This window comes from Sphaerochaeta globosa str. Buddy (assembly GCF_000190435.1).
GTDB classification, from domain to species: domain Bacteria; phylum Spirochaetota; class Spirochaetia; order Sphaerochaetales; family Sphaerochaetaceae; genus Sphaerochaeta; species Sphaerochaeta globosa.
In genome coordinates, this window is sequence record NC_015152.1 from 227397 (window position 1) to 248812 (window position 21416).

Here is a 21416-nt window from a genome sequence, read left to right on the forward strand (position 1 = left end):
ATGTTGGTATCACTGACTAACAACTGTGGCATCTCTATCTCTCATATAACGACTACGATGAAACTCCATACCAGATAGGCCGAGCAACTCTGCGGCCTTGGCCTCTTCCCTCCTGTGCTCTATAGCATGATGTTCAAAATTTGAACAAGCTACCTACTGATGGAATACTGTACTAGTAAAAGTATTGTATATAGACTAAATAAACCATATATCACAAAAAACCTGCGTAAAGTGTGATTATAATCCTATACCGAGGATGTGATTGAGGCCAAGTCAGAGTACCAGAATCTCCAGGAGCTCTATGGCGAGGACCAGATGCCCATGAAGGCAGTTCTTGATGAGATTGTGAAAGCACCGCAACTCAAGCCGCTGACACCACGAGAAATCCAGCAGATTTTGGAGAAGATCGTGGACTTCCACGGCAAAGCGTATGACTGGAAGCCCGAGGTTGACCTGAAGGCAATGCTTTCCAAGGTCGACCGTAGCGGCTATCTACTTCGTTCCAAAATCCGAACCGCCATCGAGTACCTCGACCAGCTCTATCTCTACCACTCGATAGGAAATAGTACAGTCAGGACGCTAGAGGAAGAGAAATACGAAGAAGACTCGGTGGACAACACTCCCACCTTCGAGGAGTTGTTCGAGGAGAGCTGAAAGGCAAGCCCTCCGAGGGGAGGGCTTGTACCTGTTTATAAATCTAGTTCCATCACGGTGGAAAGCCTTGTTATAATCCCAGACATCCGATAGGCACTACATGAACACCATCTTTTCGTGTATATGCATACTTCGTTCCTGTTAGGACCATGAGAAAAGAGGGGTGTTTCATTCGATCTGTATCAAGTTTCTCCTGAAGCTTCAGCAAATTACCAGCTGCAATATCAATAGCGCTACCTCCCAGCTTTACTTCAACTAATCCATAAGAGCCATTGCGAAGGTGAATGACTGCATCGCATTCCAAGTCGGTTTTGTCTCTGTAATGGTAAACATCCCCATCGAGAGCTTCAGCAAAAACTCGTAAATCACGTATACAGAGGTTTTCAAAAAACAATCCCATGGTCTGCAAATCTCCCAATAGATCCTGTGGCCCAATACCCAGTGATGCGGTTGCAATGGATGGATCGGTAAAATGCCGTGTATCAGTTGTTCTTATTGCTGTCTTGGAACGAAGTTTGGGATTCCAAGCTGGAAGGTCTTCTATGACAAAGATTTTTTTCAATGCAGAGATATATGAGTAGACAGTATCATAATCAAGAGTATCAACATCATTTACGACCATATCATCACGGATTGTAGTAATCTTTGTATCAGAAGCGACAAATCTGGAATATGAGCGGAGTAGATTTTTCATGCGTTGTGGATCTCTCGAAATTCCATCAACTCGAGATACATCTTGAGCAATAATTGAGTCCACATAATCAAAAGCTTGTTGCAAGGAAATTCTTTCCGACCGACCAATGGCTTTCGGCCACCCGCCTCTACATATGAGGAAAGCGAGTTCTTCGATTGAAATTTTGCTCTCTGAAGAAACATCACTCCTTGGTCCAAACAGTGACCGTAGGGATACCGATCCATCGGAATCTTTGCTTTCATACAGTGTCATTGGTCGCATTGTCATTCTTGTTATGCGTCCTGTGCCTGTGTGTGAATTTGACATATCAGCAATCGGTACAGAAGATCCTGTGAGAATGAACTGTTCAAATTCATCCCGCTTATCAACTTCAAAACGGATGGCATCCCATAACTGAGGTGCAAGTTGCCATTCATCGATGAGCCTGGGAGTCTCCCCTGTGAGCAGTTGTAAAGGATTTAGCTCAGCCAGAGCTAGATTTTGTTGTTTATGAAGAGGATCCTGCATTAATACTACGCTTTTTGCTTTTTGTAATGCCGTAGTTGTTTTTCCACACCATTTAGGTCCTTCAATAAGTACAGCTCCTTTTGCCTCAAGCTTATTGTTCAACACGCTATCAGCAACTCTTGGTAGATATTCCTTCATACGGATTCCTCCTGTATCAATATGATATTGCATAACAAGAGATCAAGCAACTTAATTCGGTAAAATGGACAGTATCCATTCGGTAGATTGGACGATAATTATTCGGTAGATTGGACACAAAAAGCAGGCCGGCCTCGTATGAAGCCGGCCTGCAAAGGGATACTATGAAGAACTCAGAAGTAGAACCTACCCCGTATCAACCCTTGACACCTCCGAGCATCAGACCGGAAACAAAGTGTTTCTGGACGAACGGATAAATGATCAGAACAGGAAGCATGCCCAGTACCATGACTGCCATCTTCAGGTTGTTGTACACATACTGACCACCACCGAGGGACTCGTCGGACTCGAACATCAGAGAGCGCAAGACCACCTGCAGGGTGTACTTGCGGCTGTCATTGATGAACATAATAACCTCAAAATATCTATTCCAGTAACTTACAAAGTAAAACAATGTAACCGCCGCAATAATGGAAACCGAAAGAGGCAGTACAATCCTGAGCAGAATCATCAGATCGTTGCAACCATCCAAGGTGGCGCTCTCGATGAGCGAGACCGGGATGCTGGCCATGAAGTTCTTGATAATGATCAGATTGAACGTGGAGATCGCCACCGGGAATATGATGGCTCCCATACTGTTGATAAGACCCAGCGAGCGGACAACGATATAAAACGGCATGATGCCCGCATCGAAGACCATCGTGAATACAATGGCCTTCATGATGACCGACCTTCCCACCAGATGCTTCTGTGCAAGGGAGAAGCCCATAGGAACCGTAATCAGCATGGAAAGTCCGGTCCCCAGCAGGGCGACGAACAAAGAGTTCTTGAACGCACCCATATAGCCGCTGTTCAGCACTCTCCAGTAGTTCTCTAACGTAAAGGAGCGGGGCATCAAGAGATAGTCGGCACCCATGACATCGACGTCCTTGGCCACCGAGGTGATGAGTACGTTCCAGATGGGGATAATGAAAATCAGGCAGATGAAGGCCAGCATCAGGGTGTTGATAACCCGAAAGAGCTTACGCCCTCCGCTCTCGCGGATCGTACTTGGTGTTGTAGCTTGTTTCATGCTCTTTCTCCTACAAAATCGGTTCGTCGAGGAACCGGGCGCTGAGCTTGTTGGTGGAAAGCACCAACGTCAAGCTTACAATCGAAGTGAACATACCCACGGCAATCGAGTACCCCAGGTCTCCTGCAAGCACCCCTTCTCGGAATACGTACGTCTGCAGTACATCGGCCACATCGTAGACGGCTGCATTGTACATGACCAGGACCTGTTCGAAGATCAACAGCACGTGGCTGAGATTAAGCAGCAGCATGGTTACGATGGTACTGCGGATACCGGGCAGTGTGACATGCAACATCTGTCCCCAATGGCCGGCCCCGTCGATGGTTGCAGCCTCGTAGAGCTCGGGCTGCACCGTCGTCAGGCTCGCCACATAAATGACCGCCCCGTAGCCCATTTGCCGCCAGATATAGGAACTGACCAGAACCGGGCGGAAGAATTTCGCACTTGCCATGAAGTAGACCGGCTCCCCTCCGAACTTGGTGATGATATTGTTTACCAAACCGGTGGAAGGGGAGAGCAGATTGACGAAAATGCTTCCTACCACAACCCAGCTGAAAAAGTAGGGAATGTAGATGAGGAACTGGATGAACCGCTTGGACTTCACACTCTTCAACTCGTTGATCATCAGGGCAACGATGAGGGGTGCGGGGAAGTAGAACACAATGTTTGCCAGGCTTATCACCAAGGTATTGCGGAATGCATTCCAAAAGATTGTCGAAGACAAGAGGCGCTGGAAGTTCTCCAGCCCCACGAACGAGACCTTTGAGCGGAATCCATAGTCGGTGAACCCGAGGGACAGTCCCAAAAGGGGCAGGTATCTGAACAACAGGTACCAGACCAAGCCCGGCAGGAGCATCAGAAGCAAAAACTTCTGGCTCTTCAACCGTGTCCAAAGCGGTGGTTTTGTACGAATAACGAGTGGTTTGTCTGCCATCGCATGACTCCTTCTTAACGAATACAACATAGTGTTGCTGGTTTGTCTGCACCAAGCATCCTGCTTCGTGCATCCATTTGGCTCGACCCTGCATACAGGGTATATCCCCCACGTACAGCATATCGGTTTCCATCCTCTTGGACAGCGGTGAACTGTTTTTCCTCGAGGATGAACGTAATCTGAGTTTCCTCACCTGCTTTCAGATGCACACTTTTCATGCCGCACAGCACAGGATGGGGTGGAAGGTCCTTCCCTTCCATGGCAAGGTACAGCTGCACCACCGTCCTTGCATCGAGTGCTGAAGTATTGCGTACCAAGACAGTTGCTGCAACCCCGTTTTGCTCAGTCTCCTGTGCTGCCGACAGGCAGAAGGAGAAGGATGCATAGCTAAGGCCGAAGCCGAAGGGGTAGAGCACATCTGGATCATCGCAGTAGCGGTAGGTCCTTCGTATAAGCGAGTAATCGGTGAAGGGGGGAAGCTTTGCCTCGGCCTTGTAAAAGGTTACCGGCAGCTTTCCCGATGGGCACAAAGCGCCATACAACAGGTGAGCGATCGCCTTGCCTCCCTCTTGTCCGGGATACCACGCTTGGATGAGGGCCTTCACATTGGCATACTGCTCGATTTCAGGGTCGAGGCTTCCTCCGCTGAGCAGCACCACAATAATGGGCTTACCGGTTTCGGCTACTGCCTTCAGCAACTTTCGCTGACACAAGGGGAGCCGTAAGTCGTCCTTGTCACCCGCCCAACCTCCGTTGCCGTCGTCGTGCATCTCGCCTTCCACTGTCTCGTTCAGCCCCAGGCACAGCACCACTACATCACTGGCTTTGGCCATGAAAACAGCCTCGCTGAGTCGGTCGTCATCTTTGGCAAGCCGCTCCACCTTGTTCTTTGTCAGATTCGATCCTTCACTGTAGAGAATTCTGGTAGAAGAACCGACATAGTCCCTCAGGCCTTCCAGAATGGTCACATACCGGCTGGAAGTTCCGTGGTAGTTACCCCACAATGCCTGGCGGCTGTCGGCATTCGGTCCGATGACTGCAAGACAGGAAACAGCCTCCTTCTTCAGCGGAAGCAGAGCATCATTCTTCAACAGCACCAATGAGCGGCACGATGCCTCAAAGGCAAGAGCAGCATGCTCATCACTATCCAGACTCTCAAGGCCAAGCGTGTCATAGGCCGTGCCTTGGTCGAACTGCCCAAGCTTGAAACGGGTGGTCATCACCCGAATTGCTGCTTTTTTAATCTGCTCTCGGGTGATAAGGCCCTTCTGGAAGGCTTTCTCCAGGGACTGGTATTCACAGCCGCAGGCAAGGTCGCAGCCGCGCTTCAACGCTAGAGCTGCTGACTCCTCTTCGTTTTTGGTAACCTTGTGATTGAGGTGGAAGTCGCGGATCGCCCAGCAGTCGGAGATGTACATCCCCTCAAAGCCCCATCGGAGGCGAAGCGTTTCTTCCATCAAAAAGGAGCTTGCACAGCAAGGCTCATCGTTTAATGCACTGTAAGCGCCCATTACTGCATCGGCCTTTGCTTCCTTCACTGCAGATGCAAAGGCGGGAAGGTATGTCTCCTCCAAATCCTTCTTGCCCACCACCGCATTAAAGCCGTGGCGCAAGGGTTCCGGCCCGCTGTGGGCGGCAAAGTGCTTTACGCAGGATGCTGTCTTGAGTACCGGGCCTTCACCCTGCAAACCTCTGATGAAAGCCACAGCAAGGCGGGCTGTCAAATAGGGGTCCTCGCCGAAGGTCTCCTGGCCGCGTCCCCAGCGGGGGTCGCGGAATATGTTCACATTCGGAGACCAGACGGTCAGGCCCTTGTAGATGTCACGGTCGTTCTCATGGGTAAAGAGGTTGTATTTTGCCCTTTGCTCGGTCGAGACGACAGAGGCAACAGCATACAGAAAATCGGGGTCGAAGAGGGAGGCAAGGCCGATGGCTTGGGGGAAGACGGTGGCGGTACCGCTTCTTGCAGAGCCATGCAGGCCCTCGTTCCACCAGTTGTAGGCAGGAATACCCAAGCTTTCGATGGCAGGAGCGTCATGGCGCAACTGGCTCATCATCTGAGGCAGGTTCATGCGCTCTACCAGCTCTTGTGCTCTCTGTCGTGCAGTCATACAGTCCTCTTCACACCCAATCTAAAGAATCGGTTTCCAGGAGGAGACCCGGAAACCGATAAACAGTCGTTGTTCGCGTTTCTCTTAGCGAGCTGCGTTCAGTTCCTCAAGAATCTTCGGTCCGTTGATCGATTTCCAGAAGTTCTCGTACTCGGCCATACCCTGCTCGAGGGAAACAGTCCCGACGATGATCTTGGTGGCGATGGATTCACGGGTGCTCTTGATCGAGGGAGCAACGCGGTCGTAGGCTACCGAAACACCAACGGGGACATCGGCGGCATGGTTCGGGCCGAGGTTGGCCGACATAGCCTTGATGTGCTCGATCTGCTTGGGCAGACCCTGCTGCAATGCCGGGGTGAGCGCAAAGGCCAGGTTGTTGATGTCGATGTCGATGAACGAGTCGCTGAGGTAGTTGAGCGTATACTTGTATCCGCTGTTGGCTGCCTTGGCGCTGGGCACGATAGCCTTGTTTGCATCCAAGGTATAGTGCATGCCCTCAAGCCCGATACCGAAGAATGCGGGGTAGACTTCGCTGTCGGTGACGATAGTTTCCAGCACCTTCACCGCCGCATCGGGGTTCTTGGTTTTGGCAGAGACAACGAAGGCGGTCTGGGTGGCTTCGTTGAGGCTTCCGCCATAGCCCTCGGGACCTACGATTTTGTAGATCAAGTGCATCTCGGTGTACTTTTTCGCCGCAGTGGTGTTCTGTACGTAGTTGATATAGTTGGTTACATAGTCAATGGAAGAAGCAGCCTGACCGGTATAGGTCTTCTCACGCATGCCGCTGTTCTCGGTGGTGATGAACTCCTGGTTCAACACACCATCGGCGTACAGCTGGCGCAGGTATGCGAGGGCGTTCTTCATCTGCTGGGTCTGGAACCCATCAACAAAAGCTCCGTCGTTCAGGTAGACACCGCCCCATGCTCCGAAGGAGTTGTAGAAGAACTGGAAGTTGTCGACCCACTTGGGGAAGTTGAAGGGAATGATACCCTTGCCGACGAATTTTGCCATCTCGGTGCGGAACTCTTCGGCGGTCGGGGTATTGGAAAGCTTGACACCATACTGTTCCATCAGGTCCTTACGGATGAAGATGGCCTTGCTCTTGGGGTAGTTGTAGGGAACAAAGTAAGTCTTGCCGTCGATCTGCAGGTCCTTGAACAGGTTGGGATCGAGCTTGGAAAGGGCGGGACTGTTCTTGATGTAGTCGGTCAAATCAAGAATCTGCTCACGGGCTACCATGGTCGGAATCTTGGTCATTGCCTGGGCTACGACGAACAAGTCAGGGATGTCGCCGCTGTTTACCAGGGTGGCAAGCTTGTCGGTGTAGGAAGCAAGCGGGGGGATGATGGGATTGATTTTCGTCCCGGTCTTCGATTCGATCAGGGCGGTAATGGCTCCCTGAAGTTCCGGGTCGGTACTCAGACCGTAGGTGTTGTCGGCAGTAGCGAGCGTAAGGGTCGGGATTTCAGCAACGACACTCTCTTTCTGTCCTGCAGCCACAACGGCAGTCAGACACAGTAGCAGGGTTGCAAGGGTAAGCAGTAAACGCTTGGTGTTCAGCATGGGATTCCTCCTCTCAGGTTTGCTCACAATGAGCAGTTGTAGGTAGTATAGGGGTCCTTTTTTCTCCAGTCGTTAGCAGAAAGGGAGAAATAGTTATACTTTTTCGTAGATACGGTCTTGTTCTTCAAAGCAATTGTTTTATAGGATACTACCCTATAAAGCCCACCTCGACCAGAGCAAGGAGAACGAGTATGTATGTGCGCATTACCTCATCGGGAAGGTTCTATTATAAAGAAGGGGAAGGCAAGAGCGAGCACCACCATCTGGACGACTACCAGATCCAACTCGTCTATGCCGGGACTGCGCGCAACTACTTCGACGGCCAGAGCTATGACCTGCAAAGCGGGGACATAGTCTTCTGCAGGAAAGGCCGCTACCACGCCTTCAGTGCAACCAGCAAGGAAGGGGCGAAAATGCTCGAAGTGAAGTTTACCTCGGCTGATGAGAGTGTTGAGGAAGTACTGGGGGGCATAGACACGAAGTTTCGTGACCGGGAGAACCAGCTGTATATGCTGCTCTCCCGCATTGTGCTGGAAGGTCAACGTAAACCCTTGCACTATCGCTCTATGTCCTCAGCCCTTTTAATGGAGTGCCTGCTCTCCATGAACCGCCTTTGCCTTGAACACTCCCTGCCCATCTATGAATCGAATCCGATCCACCAGCTGCGACGCTCCTCCCTAGCTACCAAAAGCGAAGTGCTGGACAGTGTCGATGCCTACATTGCATCCCATATCGGGGCTTCCTTCAGCCTCGCCCAAATGGCAGGCGAGTGCGGCTACAACCAGGACTACCTCTATCGCGTCATTAAGAAGCAGACCGGTCTTTCTGCCATCAAGTACATAAACCTGGTGAAGTTTGAACGCTCGCTTTCGCTGATTCAGAACACCGAGCTTTCCCTCAGCGAGATCGGGTACAACCTGGGTTTTGAGAACCTACAGTACTTCTCGCGCTTCTTCAAACAGCATGGAGGCATCGCCCCTTCGGAGTATATCGAGAAGGTGAGATACACTACTCGTACCGACTACTAATCTACGAAAAAGGATAACTTCTAGAGGCATTCTGCCAACGACAAACACGCTTTGAGGACGTATACTTTTGTGCAAACAGTGTATGAACAGGAGGTGTGGCTATGGAAAAAAAGCGATATGCCCAAGTCGGGACCGGAGGACGGGCCCGTATGTTCTATGAAGCGATCGCCACACGGTATAAGGACAGCAGTGTTTTGGTGGCCTTTTGTGATATGAGCCAGGTACGGATGGACTTTTCCAATAAAACGTTGGTACAAAAGTGCAACCACAGCCCGGTTCCCACCTACAAACATACGGATTTCGACCGTATGATCGACGAGCAGAAGCCCGATGTAATCATTGTCACCACCGTCGACAGAATCCACGACCAATACATCATCCGTGCCATGGAAAAAGGCTGTGATGTAATTTGCGAGAAACCCATCACCACCGACAGCCAGAAAGCCCAAGCAATTCTGGATGCCCAGAAGCGCTCTGGGAAATCCATCCGGGTTACGTTCAACTATCGCTATGCACCCCACCATTCCAAGGTCCGCGAGCTCATCGCCAGCGGTGTTATCGGGGATGTATACTCGGTGCATTTCGAGTGGCTGCTCAATACCGAGCATGGAGCCGACTACTACCGCCGCTGGCACCGCAACAAAATCAACAGCGGAGGGTTGTTGGTCCATAAGTCAACCCATCACTTCGATCTGGTCAACTTCTGGTTGGGCACCCAGCCCAAAACCGTGTTTGCCTTCGGGGCGTTGAACTTCTATGGCCAGGCTGCCGCCCAGAAGCGGGGTGTTGAACAGTTCTATTATCGCTGCCACAACAGCGAAGCTGCCAAGGGCGACCCGTTTGCCATCGATATTGCAAGCAATCCCACCCTCAAAGGCCTCTATCTCGATGCAGAAGAGGAGAGCGGCTACATCCGTGACCGTTCAGTCTTCTCCGATGACATCAGCATCGAGGACACCATGGCCGTACTGGTTAAGTATAAAAGCGGGGCATTGCTTTCCTACTCGCTGAACTCCTACCTGCCCTGGGAAGGGTTCAATGTGGCGATAAACGGCAGCAAAGGCCGCCTTGAGTATACGGCCCTCGAAAAGCCGTATATCAATGCAGGGGGCAAGCAGTGTGATGAGGGAGCCACCGTGTTCCACAAGGTGCGGGTCTGTCCTCTTCTCGATTCTCCCTATGAAGTTGAAGTCCAGACCAAGGAAGGCGGCCATGGCGGGGGCGACCCGACCATGCTCGACGACATTTTCCTGGACAACCCTCCCTTCGATCCGCTGAAGCGCAGTGCAGACCACACCGATGGACTGCGCTCGATTCTCACCGGCATTGCAGCCAATCAGAGTATTGCCAGCGGCCAGCCCGTTGATGTTGACACCCTCCTTCACTGGTAGGGACAAGGAGCCTATTCGTGTACGATGTTACGCTTTTTTCAGAAGATTTCTCTTCTTTCCCCTTGGGAGCCTTCCCCTACGACAGTGATCACTCGGCCATGGGCGAGTACCACTACTTTCCCGAAGTCGGATACAAGGGGCAGTGGCATGACCCCATTGCGAACTACAACTACAAGGGACCGTCCTGGGTGGTTACCAACCCCCTGATGGACGGATTCCATATGATGGAGCTCTCCCGCATTCAGGAACCGGTTGAGAAGGGTACGCTTCCCACGTTGGTAGCCGGTGATGAGAAGTGGCAGGACTACCAAGTCTCATTTCGCCTGCGCCCACTTTCAAAAGAACTTTTCAGTGGAGTGTTGGTGCGCTATCAGAGCAGCCTCAGGCACTATGGGATTTTCTTTACCCAAGAGGGTCTTGAGGTGCAGAAAATCGACCTTACCCAGCGCACAACCCTCAAGAAGGCAGCGCTGAGTTGGTCGACCCAGGAGTACCAGAATCTTACCATCACCGTACAGGGCAACATGATCACCGTCAGCCTGAATGAAAAAGAAGTGCTCAGTGTTGAGGATGACCGCTACCAAAACGGTGCCATTGCACTATGCGGGTGCATGCCCACCCAGTATGCCAAGGTCGAAGTGAAGGCTACCGGGGCTGAACAGAACAGACTTACTGAACAGAAAGCAAAAGAGCAACAGCGCATCCAAGAGAAGCGAACTCTCTATCCTCAGCTGAAAGTCGACAGGAAGATCGACCTGCAGAACTTCGGAGCCGGCCGACAGATTCGCTTCGGCCACCTTACCGGAACAAAGGAGCTCTTCTTTGTCATGGCGCAGAACCAGAGACGGGTCTACAAGGACCGCTATCCGGTTATCAGCTGCCTGACGGCAGTAAGCATCCAAACAGGTGCCGTGTTATGGCAGCTCGGAGAGCCCAGAGAGGATGCTGATGTGGTCCAGCTTACCACCGATCTTCCCTTCCAAGTCTATGACATCGACAACGATGGCGTTGACGAAGTCATCGCCTCGTGGGACTTCAAGCTCTTCATTCTCGATGGCAGAACCGGGGAAGTGAAGAAGCAGATGAGCACCCCGATCAACGAGGAGCCCGCCAATGATTTGTGCGGGGTGGAGTTCGGCCACCATGCCTTCGAGCGCTTGAATGTGGATGCGATCAGGATTGTGAATGTGACGGGAAAGAGCCGGCCCTCCGACCTGCTGATCAAGGACCGCTATGCACGATTGTGGATTTACGACGATCAGTTCAACCTGGTGTGGTCGTTCACCCATAACAATACCGGGCACTTCCCTTATGCCTATGACTTCAATGGTGATGGCAAGGACGAGATTTTCAGTTGCTATAATATGATCGACTCTGATGGCAAGCTTGCCTGGGAGCTGCCGATATCCATCGACCACACCGATGAGATTGTCATCGGTCCGATAGATCCCGAGCATGCAGACCTTATTGCCATAGTATCCGGTTGGGAGGGCTTCATGCTCCTCAAGCCCGACGGGACTATGCTGAAGCGCACGATAAACGGCCACGGACAGCGAATCAGCGTAGGCAACTACCTACCCCACAATACAGGCCTTGAGATCCTTACCACCACCTACTGGGGCAGCCAGGGAATCCTGTATATGCACAACTGCAAGGCTGAGGAACTCTGGTCCCGGGAGCTCAGGTGTAACGGTGCTGTCATCGCCCCGGTCAACTGGGATGGGTCGGGACAGGACTTGGTGCTGCTCAGTGCAAGCACAGAGCATGGCGGCCTGATGGATGGGCAAGGGGATAGGGTAGTTGCATTCCCCGACGACGGCCATCCCGAGCTTTGCTGCGAGGTTTTGGACATTACCGGGGATGAGCGTGATGAGATCGTAGTCTGGGACCTGAAGAGCCTTTGGGTCTATACCCAGGACGCAGAACAGCCGAAGCGGGAAAGGACCTACCTCCCGATAAAGTACCCGCACTACAATGCTTCCAACTACCGCGGCGAGTTCTGTTTCCCCAGGTGGATTGAAAGCTGAGGCTCTTGTCATGCAGCAAATCAGATAAGCTGTTATCTCCTTCAAGTATGATATAATCGTACTTAGAGGAGATAAAATGCTTAAAACTCGTGACTATGTCATGTACGAGCTACGCTCATATGCCTCCCCAAAGTCCAAGCTTACGCAGATGATCAAGAAAGGCGAGATCATTCAGATAGTCCGTACTGTGTATGCCGACTCGCTTTCAGACCCAAAGCTCGCAGCAGCTTCCATGATTCATAGCCCCTGCTACATCTCATTCGAGACGGCACTGGCATATCACCAGATGATACCCGAGCGCGTGTTTGAAGTAAAAAGCGCAGGGTTTCAACTGAAGAAGGAGAAGCGCTTCGATACACCCTTCGGCCGTTACAGTTTTTTGTATATTCCTGAAGCAGTGTTTCCTTGGGCTGTTGAACCAGCAATTGAGCAAGGCCATGGATTTCGCCTCGCTACCAAGGAGAAAGCATTGCTCGACACACTCTATAAGATCAGGTCTGTTACAAGCAGGAACGCTCTACAGGCCCTGTTGTTCGATGACCTTCGATTGGAAGAAGAAACCATCATGCAAATGGATTGGCACGTCATCCAATCCTTGGTTCCCTTGTATCGCAGTACAACGCTGAAGACACTGGTTCGATGGAGGGATGCACAATGAATGAGGAAATCCAGGAGGTTGTTCTCCAAATCCTCTCACAGACAGATTTTTTCCAACATGCAGCTTTGTATGGTGGTACAGCACTACGAATTTTTTAGCATCACGCAAAAGAAATGGAAAACGGCTTGAGAGGCAAGCCTGATGCATTGAACATGGTAACTTTACCGTACGGTACACAAGCATAATTCACCATGGTTTTGACAAACCCTTCGGCGTTCGACTGTATGCGTATCTGGTTGTCTGCAACTTCGATTGAGTGAATGATTATCGGTCTGTCCTTTTGGAGAATCTCAAAGAGGCTGTAATCTCCATCTGTGGTATACAGACCCGATCCACAGTTTTTGAAGGACAGAATACTACTATTTCCTTCCCAATGTGCCGTACAAATCTCAGGGGATTCGCTGAGCACAGGATTGTTATAGACTTTGTCCAATGCAAGAAGGAACAGCCTGCGTGCTAGTTCTTTTTTCTCTTTCGGGTGAATATCATACTGCATGCCGATATCCATGCAGCTTACCATCCAACAGGCAGGGACCTGTGAGGCCACTTTTTCCTGTTGTCTTCTCACTTCAGGATACATGTCCCCGTTTGAGGTAAGCCACCTATCGTATGACGTCAACTGGACAAACAGGAAGGGAAGTTCCTCATTCCAGGCATTTCTCCACACAGCAATGAGTTTAGAAAACAACGCTGAGTACAACGATGCATGATGATGGTCGCTTTCACCCTGATACCAGAGCACCCCTTTGATCCCATAGGGCACGATCGGCTCAAGCATGGTATGAAAGAGGGCTCCTGGGCGGTTTTTGCTCCATGGTCCCATCGGAACTATGGGATCATCCTTGCTGTCAACCATTCTCTTGAGTTGGGCTTCCCTGCTGATTCCATACATGACTTTTGCCCACTCAACCAAATGATCGGGGTCAAGTTGGAAGTTCCAGCCGTCGATACTTTTCTTGCGGATTTCCTCACGAGCGATTCCCTGTATAGCCTGGGCATAATCGTCCAGATACACATGCAACGGAGACTCACAAAGCGCTTCTTGGGGAACCCACGTAGAGGCACTTGTCCCTCCCCAATTGCAGGATACGATTCCAACGGGAACAGACAATGATTCCTGCAGCATCGTTGCATACCAAAAACCAAGGGAGGAGAACGTTTCAAGTGCCTTGTCATCGGGTTTGAACCAGTACCCGTAATCCGAGCCATACACAAGATTCGTGTGGCCTTCATAGGCTATTCTTGGGCAGGTATACATGCGTATCAGGGGATTGTTCCTCAAGGCGAATGTCTCTTCATAGTGTTTTTCAAACCGAACGAAAAACTCCATGTTCGACTGTCCCCCGACAAGCCATACATCGCCGACAAGAACATCCTCAATGGTAAGGGTGCTGTCGCCCTGAACAATTTCCAGCTTCAAGGGTCCGCCTTCTGCATGAGGCGGCAGATATCGTTTCCATTTCCCTTGTTTCGGGATGCAGGTATAGCTACTCCCGTCAAAGGTGATCGTTATCAGTTCATCTGTCTGGCAAGTCCCAAAAACAGGAATGCTTTTGCCACGTTGAAGAACCATCCCATTGCTGAAAATCGTAGTAACAGACAGAGCGCTCATGTTTCTCCCTTGTGTACCACCGGCAGTAACGCTAGCAACGATTTTTTTGACAATAGCACAGAGAGAAAGGTTGTGGGAGCAGATACAAACGAACTTGCCCGAATTAATTGGCCGATAGCAGTTGGACATAGGCAACCGCGGCTACATGCCCCTATTGGCGCAGTTACCCCCACAAATAGCACAAGGGAGAGATTTCTAGTCCCTCCCTTGGTCATCTGATGGTTACCAACACACCAACTGGATTTTCAGTCCTGTCTGCTTGAGGAAACGTTGGTTCCTCTTGTGTCATACTATACGCTATGATTCCCGAGCGTTCAAGTATTATTTTTACACTTGGTACTCGCTGGTATTTCATCTCTTGACCTCAAGTAGATCTGCCTGCAGTATAGCGATATGAAGAAATGGAAGCGACCGGACAAGAAAAGTCTGAAACAGATGATCGTCCAGCGTGACAGTGCGCGCATCGTGCATTATCTGTTGCGCTTGATCGTCATTCTCATCCTTATCGCCCAGGTGTTCAACAAGAATTACGAGAACGTGTTCTTGTGCATCCTGACGCTCATCCTCTTTTCCCTCCCTTCACTTATTGAAACCAATACCCGTATCGACATTCCCGATACGCTGGAAAACATCATTCTCTTCTTTATTTATGCTGCTGCAATCCTAGGGGAAATGGGCTCCTATTATGTGACCTATCCCTTCTGGGATACGGTGCTGCATACAGCCAACGGCTTTCTTGCAGCAGCCATCGGCTTCTCATTGGTGGACATTCTCAATCAGAGCGAGCGCTTTTCAATCCGCCTCTCCCCACTCTTTGTTGCTATTGTAGCCTTCTGTTTCTCCATGACCATCGGGGTGGTCTGGGAGTTCTTTGAGTTTTCCATGGACATGTTCTTCGGTATGGACATGCAGAAGGATACCGTGGTAACCACCCTGCGTTCGGTCATGCTCGACCCAACCAAGAGCCAAAAGATCGTGGTGATCAAAGGCATTGAGAACGTGATGGTCAACGGCAAGGAACTCGGGGTCGGAGGGTACTTGGACATCGGCCTTATCGACACCATGAAGGACTTGTTTGTCAACTTCATCGGAGCTCTGGTGTTTTGTGTGGCTGGTTTCTTCTATCTCAAGTACCGTTCCAAAAAAGCTTCCTTCATCAAGCGCTTCATCCCCACTTTGGTCGATAAGAAGCAGAATACAACAAACGAATAGCCCAGCAACTTTTCCATTGCATTAATGAACAAATAATGGTTAACTACAAATCAGAACAGATTTGTGGAGTGGTACATGCAGGAAAAGCGGAACCTTATCGTAGCAGGAAGTCTTTTCGGAATCATAGCAGTCGGCCTGGTTGTCTTGGGCAACCCCGCCAACATGGGCTTTTGCATCGCTTGTTTTTATCGAGACCTTGCAGGCTCACTGGGCTTGCACGCAGCGGCTCCTGTCCAATATGCCCGCCCCGAGATCATGGGCCTAATTCTTGGCTCGTTTCTGATCAGCTCCCTCAAAGGCGAGTTCAAGAGCAGGGGAGGTTCCTCTCCTGTTTTGCGTTTCATCATTGCTTTCTTTGTCATGATCGGGGCGTTGGTGTTTCTCGGCTGTCCCTTCCGTATGATTCTTCGCCTCGCCGGCGGCGATCTTAATGCGTTGGTAGGCCTCGTTGGGTTTTCAGCAGGAATCGGGGTAGGAGCGATTCTCCTGAACAAGGGCTTCAGCCTTGGACGCAGTTATTCCCAGTCCAGGGCGGAAGGTAGTGCATTCAGCATGGCGGCTTTTGTGCTTGTCGGTATTGTCCTGTTCCTGCCCATGCTTCTGAAGGCAAGCACCTCAGGACCGGGCAGCCAGCATGCCCCCCTTCTCATCTCTCTACTCGCAGGTCTTATCGTAGGCTCTCTCGCCCAGCGTACAAGGCTGTGCATGGCTGGAGGCATTCGCGACCTCTTCCTCTTCAAGGATCCTACGTTGCTGCTAGGCTCGGCCGCAGTCTTGGTAACCGCCCTCATGCTCAATTTGACCACCGGCTCCTTCAAGCTGGGCTTTACCGGCCAACCCATCGCCCATACCCAATGGCTGTGGAACTTTTTGGGCATGGGCTTGGTCGGCTACGGATCGGTACTGCTCGGTGGTTGCCCCCTGCGCCAGACCATTCTGGCAGGAGAGGGCAACAGCGATAGTGCCGTTACGGTATTGGGCTTTCTCGCAGGAGCTGCAGTAAGCCATAATTTTGGGCTTGCCTCCTCAGCCCAAGGAGCCACCACCGCAGGAAAGATTGCCACTCTCATCGGCTTTGCTGTCATAACCCTCATTGCCTTTGCCGTGATGAGAAAACAAACAAGGAGCTAACTACCATGCAGATAGTAGACACCCGCGGGCTTTCCTGCCCCCAACCGGTCATAGAGACCAAGAAAGTCATCGATACCAAGGAAACAGAGCTTCAGGTGTTGGTGGACACCATCGCCGCCAAGGAGAACGTCAGCCGCTATGCAAAGGCAGCCAAGTTCTCGGTAAGCGATACCAAGACAGCGTACGGCTGGTCGTTGGAACTGAAAAAGCTATGAAGCAGTACATCGCCACCTTCTACGACCATTGGGGAGCTGTGCAGTTCCGATCCCATGCCAAGTCACAGGGTATAGCCTGCACCCTCAAGCCGGTTCCCCGCACTCTTTCCTCCTCCTGCGGCACCTGTGCCTGGTATGAGGGCGAGGGCTGGGACATTGGTTTTAGCCCTGCAGATTTGGAAGCAGTCTTTAGACAGGAAGGCACGCACTACGTGAAGGAAGTGTAGTAATGGAATCAGTCAAACTCACCCAGATGGTGAAAACCAGCGGCTGTGCGGCCAAATTGCCTCCCAAGCTGTTGCATGAAGTACTGGACAGTATAGGCTGGATGCATAGCCCGGACCTCGTGGAAGGGTTTGAAGGAAGTGACGATGCTTGTGTGTACCGCCTGCCGATAGGCAATAACCTGGTGATGCTGCAGACTGTCGACTTCTTTCCTCCCATGGTCGACGACCCCTACCTGTTTGGTCAGGTAGCGGCTGCAAATGCCCTCAGTGACATCTATGCCATGGGAGGAGAACCAAAGGTTGCACTGAATCTGGTTTGTTTTCCCTCCTGTTTGGACCTCTCTGTTCTTAGACAGATTCTGCTGGGCGGCCAAAGCAAGGTTACAGAGAGCGGGGCTGTTATTGCAGGCGGGCATACGATCAGCGACCCGACTCCCAAGTATGGGCTCTGTGTTACCGGCTTTGCCCCTGAAGACAGGGTCTGGGCAAACCATGGCAGTAAGCCTGGGGATGTGCTCATTCTCACCAAGTCCTTGGGTGTGGGCATTGTCAACACGGCAGTGAAGGCAGGCCTTGCAAGCAAGACAGCCCAACAGAAAGCCGTCTTAAGCATGACTACCCTGAACAAGGCTGCCTATGAGGCTGCTCGAACCAAAGACGTGCATGCTGCCACTGACATTACCGGCTTTTCTCTACTGGGCCATGCTCAGGAAATGGCAACAGCCAGTAACGTCACCCTGCTTCTCAATGCTCAGAGCATCCCTGTGATAGAGGAAGCCTTGGAGTATGCAAGCATGGGCTTGAACCCAGAAGGGCTCTACAACAACCGAGAGTACCTGCAAGGCTCAGTCCAATTCCAAAGAACACTCGAGCAGGAACTGGAGGACATACTCTACGATCCCCAGACCTCCGGAGGATTGCTGTTGAGCATGAGCAAGGCCGATGGCCTGGCTTATAGCCAAGAAACAGGCTATCCGATCATAGGTGAGGTGGTAGAGAATGCAGAATCTCCGTTGTTGGTTGTGTGATAAGTCGGGTAAGCATTGCTTCTCGGGGCAGTATATCCATAATTGCCGTGCTGGGTTTCGGACTGTAGGAAGAAGGGTTTCGATACGTCGAGCCCTTATTTTTTACTCCAGTGGTCTGTATATCTTACTTGAATTTCCTCCAGCACAAATCCCGGGGAGGTTGCGTTCTCATCGGCCTTGCTCTTTCCAGCCAATGTGCGCATAGCGGTGGAATGTAAAGATTAATACCTTGCGTGTAGCGGGTTTTTGTGATAATATTACCTTGCGTGTAGCACAGGATTGAAGCCGGGGGGATGTCCTGATGGAAATTAAAAGAAACACATACAACAGAATCCTTGAGTGGAAGAAGCAGGCCAATGGAACGAAAGCTCTCTTAATTGAAGGAGCAAGGAGAATTGGGAAATCTACTGTGGTAGAGGAAATAGGAAAGAATGAATATAAATCCTTCATTATGGTTGATTTCAATAAAGCAAGCACGAAAGTCAAAGATTGTTTTAATGACTTGAATAACCTAGATCTCTTTTTTCAGACTCTTATGCTGGAATACAATCAGCGACTCTACAGAAGAGAATCCTTGATAATTTTTGATGAAATCCAAAAGTTTCCAAAGGCAAGGGAAGCCATTAAATATCTTGTTGCAGACGGAAGATATGATTACATAGAAACTGGCTCACTGATTTCCATTAGGGAGAATGTAGAAGGGATAACCCTGCCTTCGGAAGAAAGAAAGATTACAATGCATCCTGTGGATTTTAAAGAATTCATGATGTATATGGGTGAAGGTATTCTGCTGGAATATATTGGCGACTGCTATAGGAGAAAAGTGCCACTAGAACAGAGATTCCATAGCAAGGCAATGCATCTCTTCAAAGAGTATCTTCTTGTCGGGGGAATGCCGCAGGCTATTGTAGCTTTTGCTTCAAACGGAAGGGATTTTGAGGCTGCTGACATTGAGAAGCGGGATATCCTTTCGCTATATCGCGATGACATCAAAAAAGCGGCCAAAAAATACAGCTCACGAGTATCCGCAGTATTTGAAAACATACCAGCTTATCTTTCAACGCATGAGAAAAGGATTGTTTTGAATGAACTCGAGAAAGATGGTCGTTTTAGTATGTATGATGAGCCTCTGTTCTGGCTGGAAGACTCGATGATGTGCAATCTCTGCTACAAGTGTAATGATCCAAATGTAGGTCTGGCCCTTAACAAGAATGATTCTTATGTGAAGTGTTATATGGGTGACACCGGTTTGCTGACTTCCTTGGCATTCAGTGAAAACGAAATCGCTGACCAGCAATTATATAAAGAAATCCTGAATGATAAGCTTTCCTTGAATGAAGGGATGCTGTATGAAAATGCTATTGCGCAGATGATTACTGCCATGGGAAGGAAACTGTACTTCTACACAAGGTATAGTAATGAAAGGCATCGAAATGACATTGAAATAGATTTTTTGATTTCAAATGAACGAAAAACCAATTACAGGATTAATCCAATAGAGGTTAAATCATCGAAAAATTACACGTCTACATCTTTAGGAAGATTCAAGGAAGTGTTTGGTAGGAAGATTGAGTATCAGATGATCATTCATCCAAAAAATTTCTCGGTAGTTGATGACATCATAAGAATTCCTCCTTATATGCTATGGGCGGCCTTTGAAAACTTTTCTTGACAGGTACAAAAAGTCTCCAGTGGATTACCGCAAAAGTCTCCAGTGGATTACCGCAAAAGTCTCCAGTGGATTACCGCAAAAGTCTCCAGTGGATTACCGCAAAAGTGTCTCCAGTGGATTACCGCAAAAGTCTCCAGTGGATTACCGCAAAAGTCTCCAGTGGATTACCGCAAAAGTCTCCAGTGGATTACCGCAAAAGTCTCTTTTTTTATTGATTAAGTTTCTGTGGGATAGTATGATGTAATAGCCAGAGCAGGAGAAAAAATGAGCCAATATCTTCCTCGTGTGATTGATACATTATTAGAAGAATACTTGGAAACTTTTGGAGCTGTTTATATCCGCGGACCGAAATGGTGCGGAAAAACAACCACCGCAGAGCAGAAAGCAAAGAGTATTGTTAGATTTCAAGACCCTAAAACTGGGGCATCCAACCAGATGATGGCAGAAATTGATCCATCACTATTGCTGAAAGGAGATAACCCAAGGCTTCTCGATGAATGGCAACTTGTTCCGCAAATCTGGGATGCAGTAAGGCTGCAAGTTGATGAGTTGAAAGCTGAAGGTTTGTTTATTTTAACTGGCTCTACAGTTCCCGTTGATGATGATCAGCGTCATTCTGGAACTGGACGAATTAGTAGGTTAACTATGAGGCCGATGAGTCTCATGGAATCTGGAGATTCTAGTGGAAAGGTTTCCTTATCTTCTTTGTTTCTTGGTAAGACGTTTGAATCGGGGATATCATCCAGCTTGACAATACCTCAATTAGCGTATGTCATGGTTCGAGGAGGGTGGCCAGCTTCTATTGGTAAATCTGAAAGAGCTGCAGGACTCATAGCACAAGAATATCTTGTTTCTTTGACGGAAAGCGATCTTTCAAAAACCACAAAGACTCAAAAAAATCCAGGCCGTGTGCATGCTCTTCTTCGGAGTTATGCACGGAACATTTCGACCCTGGCTACTAATGAGAGTATAATCAAAGATATCTCAGAAAATGATATATCATTTTCTGAATCTCTTTTTTATGAGTATCTTAATGCATTGCAAAGGCTTTATGTTATAGAGGATGTCTCTGCCTGGAATCCGGCAATTCGTTCCAAAACTGCTATTCGGTCACGCTCGAAACGAGAGTTTGTCGACCCTTCTCTCGCTGTTGCAGCACTAGGCCTAAGTCAGGCTATGTTGCTTGATAACCTCGAGTATATGGGTTTTGTTTTCGAGACACTCTGTATTCGGGATTTGCGGATATATTCACAACAGTTCGGAGGAACAGTCTCCTACTACCATGACAGGTATGAACTTGAATGTGATTGTGTGCTCCATCTTAGGGATGGACGATATGCACTTATTGAATGTAAGTTGGGTGGTAGCCGGATAGACGAAGGCGCTGCCCACCTGCTTGAGCTCAACTCGCTCATTACCCAGCATGGTATGAAAAAGCCCTCCTTCCTCATGGTGCTTACAGCAACTGACATAGCCTATATCAGAACTGACGGTATTCTCGTTGTTCCTATTGGATGTTTGGGGACTTAACTCTGTCTCAAC

At 49.8% G+C, this 21416-nt stretch carries 18 protein-coding genes; 12 read left to right on the plus strand and 6 right to left on the minus strand.

Annotation, left to right across the window (positions count from 1 at the left end; all coding sequences use genetic code 11):
* The first annotated feature begins 258 nt into the window (after positions 1-258).
* A complete protein-coding gene (locus tag SPIBUDDY_RS01025; protein ID WP_013605899.1) occupies positions 259-654 on the plus strand; it encodes a hypothetical protein in 396 nt (131 codons plus the stop codon).
* A gap of 70 nt (positions 655-724) precedes the next feature.
* Here SPIBUDDY_RS01025 and SPIBUDDY_RS01030 read toward each other — a convergent pair whose 3' ends face one another.
* From SPIBUDDY_RS01030 to SPIBUDDY_RS01050, 5 genes are all read right to left on the minus strand, one after another.
* Entirely contained in the window at positions 725-1993 is a 1269-nt protein-coding gene (locus SPIBUDDY_RS01030; protein ID WP_013605900.1) for an ATP-binding protein, read from the minus strand.
* 196 nt (positions 1994-2189) lie between these two features.
* Positions 2190-3065, minus strand: coding sequence for a carbohydrate ABC transporter permease (locus SPIBUDDY_RS01035; protein WP_013605901.1), 876 nt, complete (start codon positions 3063-3065; stop codon positions 2190-2192).
* A 10-nt stretch (positions 3066-3075) separates the two neighbouring features.
* On the minus strand, positions 3076-3999 hold the full coding sequence (locus SPIBUDDY_RS01040; protein WP_013605902.1) for an ABC transporter permease: 924 nt from the start codon (positions 3997-3999) through the stop codon (positions 3076-3078).
* A 14-nt stretch (positions 4000-4013) separates the two neighbouring features.
* Positions 4014-6110 carry a glycoside hydrolase family 3 C-terminal domain-containing protein gene (locus SPIBUDDY_RS01045; RefSeq protein ID WP_013605903.1) on the minus strand — a complete coding sequence of 699 codons (2097 nt, stop codon included), beginning with the start codon at positions 6108-6110 and terminating at the stop codon, positions 4014-4016.
* An 84-nt stretch (positions 6111-6194) separates the two neighbouring features.
* Positions 6195-7673: an extracellular solute-binding protein gene (locus SPIBUDDY_RS01050; RefSeq protein ID WP_013605904.1), complete on the minus strand. Its 1479-nt coding sequence runs from the start codon at positions 7671-7673 to the stop codon at positions 6195-6197.
* A gap of 191 nt (positions 7674-7864) precedes the next feature.
* On the opposite strand from SPIBUDDY_RS01050, the gene SPIBUDDY_RS01055 reads away from it, so the two are divergent.
* The 4 genes from SPIBUDDY_RS01055 (at position 7865) to SPIBUDDY_RS01070 (ending at position 12777) form a co-directional block, all read left to right on the plus strand.
* Entirely contained in the window at positions 7865-8701 is an 837-nt protein-coding gene (locus SPIBUDDY_RS01055) for an AraC family transcriptional regulator (protein WP_013605905.1), read from the plus strand.
* 101 nt (positions 8702-8802) lie between these two features.
* Positions 8803-10092, plus strand: coding sequence for a Gfo/Idh/MocA family protein (locus SPIBUDDY_RS01060; RefSeq protein ID WP_013605906.1), 1290 nt, complete (start codon positions 8803-8805; stop codon positions 10090-10092).
* A gap of 17 nt (positions 10093-10109) precedes the next feature.
* Positions 10110-12119, plus strand: a complete 2010-nt coding sequence (locus SPIBUDDY_RS01065; protein ID WP_013605907.1) for a hypothetical protein — start codon at positions 10110-10112, stop codon at positions 12117-12119.
* Positions 12120-12195: 76 nt separating this feature from the next.
* Positions 12196-12777, plus strand: coding sequence for a type IV toxin-antitoxin system AbiEi family antitoxin domain-containing protein (locus SPIBUDDY_RS01070; RefSeq protein ID WP_013605908.1), 582 nt, complete (start codon positions 12196-12198; stop codon positions 12775-12777).
* A gap of 100 nt (positions 12778-12877) precedes the next feature.
* Here SPIBUDDY_RS01070 and SPIBUDDY_RS01075 read toward each other — a convergent pair whose 3' ends face one another.
* Complete coding sequence (locus tag SPIBUDDY_RS01075; protein WP_013605909.1) at positions 12878-14389, minus strand: sialate O-acetylesterase; 1512 nt, start codon at positions 14387-14389, stop codon at positions 12878-12880.
* Between the two features lie 393 nt (positions 14390-14782).
* Here SPIBUDDY_RS01075 and SPIBUDDY_RS01080 point away from each other — a divergent pair, with 393 nt between their 5' ends.
* The 7 genes from SPIBUDDY_RS01080 to SPIBUDDY_RS01110 all read left to right on the plus strand — a co-directional run bounded on the left by SPIBUDDY_RS01080 (position 14783) and on the right by SPIBUDDY_RS01110 (position 21404).
* Entirely contained in the window at positions 14783-15601 is an 819-nt protein-coding gene (locus SPIBUDDY_RS01080) for a DUF2238 domain-containing protein (protein WP_013605910.1), read from the plus strand.
* Between the two features lie 75 nt (positions 15602-15676).
* Positions 15677-16732: a YedE family putative selenium transporter gene (yedE, locus tag SPIBUDDY_RS01085; protein WP_013605911.1), complete on the plus strand. Its 1056-nt coding sequence runs from the start codon at positions 15677-15679 to the stop codon at positions 16730-16732.
* Positions 16733-16737: 5 nt separating this feature from the next.
* On the plus strand, positions 16738-16947 hold the full coding sequence (locus SPIBUDDY_RS01090; RefSeq protein WP_013605912.1) for a sulfurtransferase TusA family protein: 210 nt from the start codon (positions 16738-16740) through the stop codon (positions 16945-16947).
* A complete protein-coding gene (locus SPIBUDDY_RS01095; protein ID WP_013605913.1) occupies positions 16944-17174 on the plus strand; it encodes a putative Se/S carrier protein in 231 nt (76 codons plus the stop codon). The genes SPIBUDDY_RS01090 and SPIBUDDY_RS01095 overlap by 4 nt, the downstream gene beginning before the upstream one ends.
* 2 nt (positions 17175-17176) lie before the next feature.
* Positions 17177-18202, plus strand: coding sequence for a selenide, water dikinase SelD (selD, locus tag SPIBUDDY_RS01100; protein WP_013605914.1), 1026 nt, complete (start codon positions 17177-17179; stop codon positions 18200-18202).
* A gap of 301 nt (positions 18203-18503) precedes the next feature.
* Positions 18504-19874, plus strand: a complete 1371-nt coding sequence (locus SPIBUDDY_RS01105) for an ATP-binding protein (protein WP_013605915.1) — start codon at positions 18504-18506, stop codon at positions 19872-19874.
* Positions 19875-20138: 264 nt separating this feature from the next.
* On the plus strand, positions 20139-21404 hold the full coding sequence (locus SPIBUDDY_RS01110; protein ID WP_013605916.1) for an ATP-binding protein: 1266 nt from the start codon (positions 20139-20141) through the stop codon (positions 21402-21404).
* Positions 21405-21416 lie beyond the last annotated feature (12 nt).

Excerpts from the sequence above, each read along its gene's own strand:
- SPIBUDDY_RS01095 (WP_013605913.1), top strand. The coding sequence starts at position 16,944 with ATGAAGCAGTACATCGCCACCTTCTACGACCATTGGGGAGCTGTGCAG.
- SPIBUDDY_RS01105 (WP_013605915.1), top strand. The coding sequence starts at position 18,504 with ATGGAAATTAAAAGAAACACATACAACAGAATCCTTGAGTGGAAGAAG.
- SPIBUDDY_RS01030 (WP_013605900.1), bottom strand. The coding sequence starts at position 1,993 with ATGAAGGAATATCTACCAAGAGTTGCTGATAGCGTGTTGAACAATAAG.
- SPIBUDDY_RS01035 (WP_013605901.1), bottom strand. The coding sequence starts at position 3,065 with ATGAAACAAGCTACAACACCAAGTACGATCCGCGAGAGCGGAGGGCGT.
- SPIBUDDY_RS01060 (WP_013605906.1), top strand. The coding sequence starts at position 8,803 with ATGGAAAAAAAGCGATATGCCCAAGTCGGGACCGGAGGACGGGCCCGT.
- selD (WP_013605914.1), top strand. The coding sequence starts at position 17,177 with ATGGAATCAGTCAAACTCACCCAGATGGTGAAAACCAGCGGCTGTGCG.
- yedE (WP_013605911.1), top strand. The coding sequence starts at position 15,677 with ATGCAGGAAAAGCGGAACCTTATCGTAGCAGGAAGTCTTTTCGGAATC.
- SPIBUDDY_RS01070 (WP_013605908.1), top strand. The coding sequence starts at position 12,196 with ATGCTTAAAACTCGTGACTATGTCATGTACGAGCTACGCTCATATGCC.
- SPIBUDDY_RS01045 (WP_013605903.1), bottom strand. The coding sequence starts at position 6,110 with ATGACTGCACGACAGAGAGCACAAGAGCTGGTAGAGCGCATGAACCTG.
- SPIBUDDY_RS01055 (WP_013605905.1), top strand. The coding sequence starts at position 7,865 with ATGTATGTGCGCATTACCTCATCGGGAAGGTTCTATTATAAAGAAGGG.
- SPIBUDDY_RS01080 (WP_013605910.1), top strand. The coding sequence starts at position 14,783 with ATGAAGAAATGGAAGCGACCGGACAAGAAAAGTCTGAAACAGATGATC.
- SPIBUDDY_RS01110 (WP_013605916.1), top strand. The coding sequence starts at position 20,139 with ATGAGCCAATATCTTCCTCGTGTGATTGATACATTATTAGAAGAATAC.
- SPIBUDDY_RS01040 (WP_013605902.1), bottom strand. The coding sequence starts at position 3,999 with ATGGCAGACAAACCACTCGTTATTCGTACAAAACCACCGCTTTGGACA.
- SPIBUDDY_RS01050 (WP_013605904.1), bottom strand. The coding sequence starts at position 7,673 with ATGCTGAACACCAAGCGTTTACTGCTTACCCTTGCAACCCTGCTACTG.
- SPIBUDDY_RS01075 (WP_013605909.1), bottom strand. The coding sequence starts at position 14,389 with ATGAGCGCTCTGTCTGTTACTACGATTTTCAGCAATGGGATGGTTCTT.
- SPIBUDDY_RS01090 (WP_013605912.1), top strand. The coding sequence starts at position 16,738 with ATGCAGATAGTAGACACCCGCGGGCTTTCCTGCCCCCAACCGGTCATA.